The organism is Streptomyces sp. NPDC097619, assembly GCF_040302735.1.
Taxonomy (GTDB): Bacteria; Actinomycetota; Actinomycetes; order Streptomycetales; family Streptomycetaceae; genus Streptomyces.
In genome coordinates this window covers 1-6,451 of record NZ_JBEOSD010000261.1, presented here as the reverse complement: position 1 = coordinate 6,451, position 6,451 = coordinate 1, and the positions used below count along the sequence as shown (strand labels likewise).

Genomic DNA, 6,451 nt, shown 5'->3' with positions numbered 1-6,451 from the left:
GGCCCACACCGCCCGTACTGCTCTTTCAGGGGGCTTTTCCGGGCCTTCCGGCTTCAGGGGCCCCTGACGGGCCGTCGGACCCCCCTGGGGCGGTCCTGGGGCCCCCTCCGTCGCCTAGATGGCGGGTCGGAGGCGGTTGACGTCGCCGGGGGTGCGGCCGTCCTGGGTGCCGGCGAGGAGGGCGCTGCCCTCGCGCCACTTCTTCCAAGAGACGTTCCAGTCCCCGAAGCCGTTGCCGAAGGGGTCCATGTCGTCGCCGTAGCTGTTGACGACGCGGACGATGTCGCCCTCGCGGATGTTCTCGTAGAACCAGGCGGCGTTGCCGGTGCTCATGCCGGTGCAGCCGTGGCTGACGTTCTCGTAGCCCTGGGAGCCCACGGACCACGGGGCGGCGTGCACGTATTCACCGCTCCAGGTGACGCGGGTCGCGTAGTAGACGGGCAGGTTGTAGTACTCGCTGCTGCCCTGGGAGATGCCGATGGAGTCGCCGCGCATGCGGACGTAGTACTGCTTGCCGAGGACGACCTTGTAGCCGTTGCGGGTGGAGAAGCCGGGCTTGCCGGTGGTGACCGGAATGGTGTTGATCACTTCTCCGTTGCGCCGGAAGGTCAGCTGGTGCGAGGAGGCGTCGGTGACGACCTCCACGCGGTCGCCGATCTTGAGGTCCAGGGGGGCGGTGGCGGCCCCGTAGAGGCCGTCGGCGACCTTGATGCCCTCCAGGCCGCTGCGCACGGTGACCGTGGAGTGGGCGGGCCAGTACTCCTTCGGGCGGTAGTGGAGCTTCTTGTCGTCCACCCAGTACCAGGCGCCCTCGACGCTCGGCACCGACCGGACGCTGAGGCTCCGTTCGATGACGGCGCGGGCCGCCTTGTCCGTGACGGGCTCGCTGAGTTCGGCGGTGACGGGCTGCCCGACGCCGTAGGTGCCCTTCTCCGGGCCGAACTCGACCTTGAGGACCTTCTTGGCCGGGGTGGTGTCGAAACTCAGCGTGCGCTGCCCTGGAGAGCCGTCGGCGTTCTCGGTGCCGACGGTGACGGTGTACCGGACGCCGGCGGCCAGGGGGACGGTGCTGTGCCAGCGGTCCCCGTCCGCGGAGAGCTCGCCCGCGAGGCGGCGGCCGTGGGTGTCGACGGCGGTGACGTCGGTGATCCGGCCGTCCTTGCCCCGGGCGGTGACCTCCAGGGGCCGGTCGGGGTCCAGGGGCCGGTCCCCCGCCGTGCGGTTGAAGCCGACCTGGTCGGCCGCGTCGTAGGGGCGGGCGGACAGCGGGTGTCCTTTGGACCCGCACGCCGCGGCGCCGGCTCCCAGGGACGCGACCAGCAGGGAGCAGCTGAGGACGGTCCGAAGACGCGGAGAGTGGTTCATGTCCACACGCTATGAAGATATGACTTTTCCGGCGCGCGGGATGACTGCAAAAGAGGGGCCCGGACTCCCCCTTACGGAGGTGTCCGGGCCCCTCGTGAGTCCTCGTCACGCGGCGCGGCCGCGCGGTGGGCTCAGACGGCGGGTGCCGTCACTGGTTCTGGTTCTCGCCGCGGTAGTACTCGTACACCCAGCCCCACAGACCGATCAGGATCAGCGGAGCGGAGAAGTACATCAGCCACCAGCCGAAGACGACGCCAAGGAAGGCGAAGGCGCCACCGATGGCCAGCGAGAGCGGCTGCCAGCTGTGCGGGGAGAAGAAGCCGAGCTCGCCGGCCTCGTCCGCGACGTCGGCGTCCAGGTTGTCCTGGGCCATGGCGTCCACGCGCTTGGCGGTGAAGGCCAGGTAGTAGCCGATCATGACGCTCAGGCCGAAGGCCAGGAAGAGCGCCGTGGTTCCCGCAGGCTCCTTGGACCACACGCCGTAGACGATGGCCATGATCAGGATGAACAGCGAGAGCCAGAGGAACATCTTGCCCTGGATCTTCACTTGCCGGCCTCCTTGTCACCGGTGACGGCCTTGGCCGGCTCGCCGTGGTTCTCGAGGTGGTCGAGAGCGGCGATCTCCGGGTGGTGCAGGTCGAAGGCCGGGGATTCGGAGCGAATGCGCGGCAGGGTGAGGAAGTTGTGCCGCGGCGGCGGGCACGAGGTCGCCCACTCCAGCGAACGGCCATAGCCCCACGGGTCGTCGACCTCGACCTTCTTGCCGTACTTGGCGGTCTTCCACACGTTGTAGAAGAACGGCAGCATCGACAGGCCGAGCAGGAACGAGCTGATCGTGGAGATGGTGTTCAGCGCGGTGAAGCCGTCGGCGTCCAGGTAGTCCGCGTAACGGCGGGCCATGCCCTCCGCACCCAGCCAGTGCTGGACCAGGAAGGTGCCGTGGAAGCCCACGAACAGCGTCCAGAAGGTGATCTTGCCGAGGCGCTCGTCCAGCATCTTGCCCGTGAACTTCGGCCACCAGAAGTGGAAGCCGGAGAACATCGCGAAGACCACGGTGCCGAAGATGACGTAGTGGAAGTGCGCGACGACGAAGTACGAGTCGGAGACGTGGAAGTCCATCGGGGGCGAGGCCAGGATGACGCCGGTCAGACCACCGAAGGTGAAGGTGATCAGGAAGCCGACGGCCCACAGCATCGGGGTCTCGAAGGACAACGAGCCCTTCCACATGGTGCCGATCCAGTTGAAGAACTTCACACCGGTCGGTACCGCGATCAGGAAGGTCATGAAGGAGAAGAACGGCAGCAGCACGCCGCCGGTGACGTACATGTGGTGCGCCCACACGGTCACCGAGAGGCCGGCGATCGCGATCGTCGCGGCGATCAGGCCGATGTAGCCGAACATCGGCTTCCGCGAGAAGACCGGGATGACCTCGGAAATGATGCCGAAGAACGGTAGCGCGATGATGTACACCTCTGGGTGTCCGAAGAACCAGAAGAGGTGTTGCCACAGCAAGGCGCCGCCGTTGGCCGCGTCGAAGATGTGCGAACCGAACTTGCGGTCGGCCTCCAGCGCGAAGAGCGCGGCGGCCAGCACCGGGAAGGCCAGCAGGACCAGGACACCGGTCAGCAGGACGTTCCAGGTGAAGATCGGCATGCGGAACATCGTCATGCCGGGCGCGCGCATGCAGATGATCGTGGTGATGAAGTTGACCGAGCCGAGGATCGTGCCGAAGCCGGAGAAGGCCAGACCCATGATCCACATGTCGGCGCCGATGCCCGGCGAGCGGACCGCGTCCGACAGCGGGGAGTAGGCGAACCAACCGAAGTCGGCGGCACCCTGCGGGGTGACGAAGCCGGCCACCGCGATGGTCGAACCGAAGAGGTACAGCCAGTACGCGAACATGTTCAGCCGCGGGAACGCCACGTCGGGCGCGCCGATCTGCAGCGGCATGATCCAGTTCGCGAATCCGGCGAACAGCGGCGTCGCGAACATCAGCAGCATGATCGTGCCGTGCATCGTGAACGCCTGGTTGAACTGCTCGTTCGACATGATCTGCGTACCCGGACGGGCAAGCTCGGCGCGCATGAAGAGCGCCAGGATGCCGCCGATGATGAAGAACACGAACGAGGTGATCAGGTAGAGCGTGCCGATCGTCTTGTGGTCCGTGGTGGTGAGCCACTTGACGACGACGTTGCCCGGCTGCTTGCGGCGCACCGGCAGCTCGTTCTCATAAGAGTCGTCTGCTGCCGCGGCACCCTGAGGTTCGTTGAGGATGCTCACAGTTTGTTCGTCTCCGAGTTCCGGGCCGGGTCGGTCTGCTGGATGCCCGCCGGGAGGTAGCCGGTCTGACCCTTCTCGGCCAGCTCCTTGAGGTGCGCCTGGTAGCGCTCCGGGGAGACGACCTTCACGTTGAAGAGCATCCGGGAGTGGTCGACGCCGCAGAGCTCGGCGCACTTGCCCATGAAGGTGCCTTCTTCGGTGGGGGTCACCTCGAAGACGTTGGTGTGGCCGGGGATGACGTCCTGCTTGAACAGGAAGGGCACCACCCAGAACGAGTGGATGACGTCGTTCGACGACAGGATGAAGCGGACCTTCTCGCCCTTGGGGAGCCAGAGGGTCGGGCCCGGGTTGCCGTTCTGCGGGTTCCGGTCACCGGGGACGCCCTTGGTGTAGACGCCCTCGGCGCCCGCGGGGAAGTCCTTGGTGTACTTGTCCGGAATGGAGGCGAGCTCCTTCGGAACCGCACCCGCCTTCGGGGTCGCCGAGTCACCGTCGACGTCTTCGATGTAGTTGAAGCCCCAGCTCCACTGGTAGCCGACCACGTTGATCGTGTGGGCCGGCTTCGCGGAGAGGGAGAGCAGCTTCGACTCGTCACGGGCGGTGAAGTAGAACAGCACCGACACGATGATGAGCGGGACCACGGTGTACAGGGCCTCGATGGGCATGTTGTACCGGGTCTGCGGCGGAACCTCCACCTTGGTGCGGCTGCGCCGGTGGAAGATGACGCTCCACAGGATCAGGCCCCAGACCAGGATGCCGGTGACCAGAGCGGCCGCCCAGGAGCCCTGCCACAAGGAGAGGATGCGCGGCGCCTCCTCGGTGACCGGGGTGGGCATTCCGAGGCGGGGGAAGTCTTTCCAGGTATACGAGCAACCAGTCGCGGTCGCCAGGACCATACCCGCAGTCAGCGCCTGCAGCAGCTTCCGCCGCATCGGGCGCCGCGGCGAGCGGTCGGAGCCGTAGGGACTCACGTAGCGCCTTCCCGAGAGTCTCGGCCCGCGCGACCGGCTGCGGCCGTCTCGCGGGTCGGTCGCCGGCCCTGACGCGGGCAGGGGTTTGGATGTTTATGCGGACCAAACCCTACTGGACGCTATTTGGGGTCGCGCGGGGAGGGTGCCCAACGCGCCGCGACAGCCCCCGAAGGGGTGGCTCCGCCGTACGGGGGATGGCCGGAACCGACCCTTCCGGGCGCCGGACCCCCTACCCCCCGCCGCCATCTGACGGCCCCTGACCCGGACGCCCGGACGGCCCGGGTTAGCTTGCCCGTATGCCGTACTTCGACTCCGCCTCCGCTGCTCCGCTGCACCCCGTGGCCCGTCAGGCCCTGCTGGCAGCCCTCGACGAGGGCTGGGCCGACCCGGCCCGGCTGTACCGGGAGGGGCGCCGCGCCCGGCTGCTGCTGGACGCCGCGCGGGAGGCCGCGGCGGAGTCGGCGGGCTGCCGTCCGGACGAGCTCGTGTTCACTCCTTCGGGGACGCGCGCGGTTCACCTGGGCGTCGAAGGAGCCCTCGCGGGGCGCCGCAGGATCGGCACCCGTCTGGTCGTATCCGCCGTGGAGCACTCCAGCGTCCTCCATTCGGCGGGCGCGCACCGGGCGCGCGGCGGAACCGTCGTCGAGGTGCCCGTGGGCCGGACCGGTCGGGTGGACCCCGCCGACTACGCGGACGTCCTGGCCCCGGACACCGCGCTGGCCTGCCTCCAGTCCGCCAACCACGAGGTGGGCACCGTGCAGCCGGTGGCCGAGACGGCGGCGCTCTGTCGGGAGGCGGGGGTGCCGCTGCTGGTGGACGCCGCCCAGTCGCTGCCCTGGGGACCGGTGACCGGGGACTGGTCGCTGCTGGCGGCGAGCGCCCACAAGTGGGGCGGTCCGCCCGGGGTGGGGCTGCTCGTGGTGCGCAAGGGGGTCCGCTTCGCCCCCCAAGGCCCCACCGACGAAAGGGAGTCGGGGCGCTCGGCCGGGTTCGGCAACCTCCCCGCGATCGTGGCGGCGGCGGCCTCGCTGCGCGCGGTGCGGGCGGAGGCGGAGGAGGAGGCCCGGCGGCTGCGGGTCCTGGTGGACCGGATCCGGCGGCGGGTGGCCCGGCTGGTGCCGGACGTGGAGGTGGCCGGGGAGGCCGACCTGCGGCTGCCGCACCTGGTCACCTTCTCCTGCCTGTACGCGGACGGGGAGTCCCTGCTGCACGAGCTGGACCGGGCCGGGTTCTCGGTCTCCTCCGGCTCCTCCTGCACCTCCTCCACCCTGACGCCGAGCCACGTGCTGGCCGCGATGGGGGTGCTGTCGGAGGGCAACGTCCGGGTCTCGCTGCCGACGGGGACCACCGCGGAGGAGGTCAACCTCTTCCTGGAGGCGCTGCCGGCGGCGGTGGCCCGGGTCCGGGAGAAGCTCGGGGCGCCGGCGGCCGGGGCCGACCCGGAGCCGGAGGGCGAGGAGCTGGTGGTGGACGCGCTGGGGCTGCGCTGCCCGCAGCCGGTGATCGAGCTGGCGAGGAACATCGGCCGGGTCACGGTGGGCGGCACCGTCACCGTGGTCTCGGACGACGAGGTGGCCCGGCTGGACATCCCTGCCTGGTGCGCGATGCGCGGGCACGCGTACCTGGGCGAGTCCCCGGCGGAGGGTCGGCCGGCGGGAGGCGCGGAGGGCCCGACCGGCGGGGCGGGCGGACCGGCGGTCGGGTACCGGGTGCGCCGGCTGACCTGAGGGGGTCGTCGGCCCGGGCCGGGGCCGTGGAGGCCGCCTCCTGCCCCTACCCTGCTGTCCTGCCGGGCCGAGCCGGGCCCGCACCAGGGAGGAGGACGGGCGTGGAAC

The 6,451-nt window shown here is 69.6% G+C and carries 5 protein-coding genes; 1 reads left to right on the top strand and 4 read right to left on the bottom strand.

Annotation, left to right across the window (positions count from 1 at the left end; genetic code table 11):
* Positions 1–114: 114 nt before the first annotated feature.
* From ABTZ17_RS35735 to ctaC, 4 genes are all read right to left on the bottom strand, one after another.
* Positions 115–1,365: a L,D-transpeptidase gene (locus ABTZ17_RS35735; RefSeq protein WP_352199982.1), complete on the bottom strand. Its 1,251-nt coding sequence runs from the start codon at positions 1,363–1,365 to the stop codon at positions 115–117.
* A 148-nt stretch (positions 1,366–1,513) separates the two neighbouring features.
* The gene (locus tag ABTZ17_RS35730) at positions 1,514–1,912 is read right to left on the bottom strand and encodes a cytochrome c oxidase subunit 4 (RefSeq protein WP_352199981.1); all 399 of its coding nucleotides are present in this window, start codon (positions 1,910–1,912) and stop codon (positions 1,514–1,516) included.
* Complete coding sequence (ctaD, locus tag ABTZ17_RS35725) at positions 1,909–3,645, bottom strand: aa3-type cytochrome oxidase subunit I (RefSeq protein WP_352199980.1); 1,737 nt, start codon at positions 3,643–3,645, stop codon at positions 1,909–1,911. Before ctaD ends, ABTZ17_RS35730 begins: the two co-directional genes overlap by 4 nt.
* Positions 3,642–4,616 (bottom strand): aa3-type cytochrome oxidase subunit II, encoded by a 975-nt coding sequence (gene ctaC, locus ABTZ17_RS35720; RefSeq protein WP_352199979.1) that lies wholly within the window; start codon positions 4,614–4,616, stop codon positions 3,642–3,644. Before ctaC ends, ctaD begins: the two co-directional genes overlap by 4 nt.
* A 296-nt stretch (positions 4,617–4,912) precedes the next feature.
* Between ctaC and ABTZ17_RS35715 the strand changes: the two genes are divergently transcribed.
* Positions 4,913–6,343 carry a cysteine desulfurase/sulfurtransferase TusA family protein gene (locus ABTZ17_RS35715; protein ID WP_352199978.1) on the top strand — a complete coding sequence of 477 codons (1,431 nt, stop codon included), beginning with the start codon at positions 4,913–4,915 and terminating at the stop codon, positions 6,341–6,343.
* Positions 6,344–6,451: the final 108 nt, after the last annotated feature.

What these genes read in the sequence shown, in the direction of transcription:
- ABTZ17_RS35735 (WP_352199982.1), bottom strand. Translation starts at nt 1,365, where the DNA reads ATGAACCACTCTCCGCGTCTTCGGACCGTCCTCAGCTGCTCCCTGCTG.
- ABTZ17_RS35715 (WP_352199978.1), top strand. Translation starts at nt 4,913, where the DNA reads ATGCCGTACTTCGACTCCGCCTCCGCTGCTCCGCTGCACCCCGTGGCC.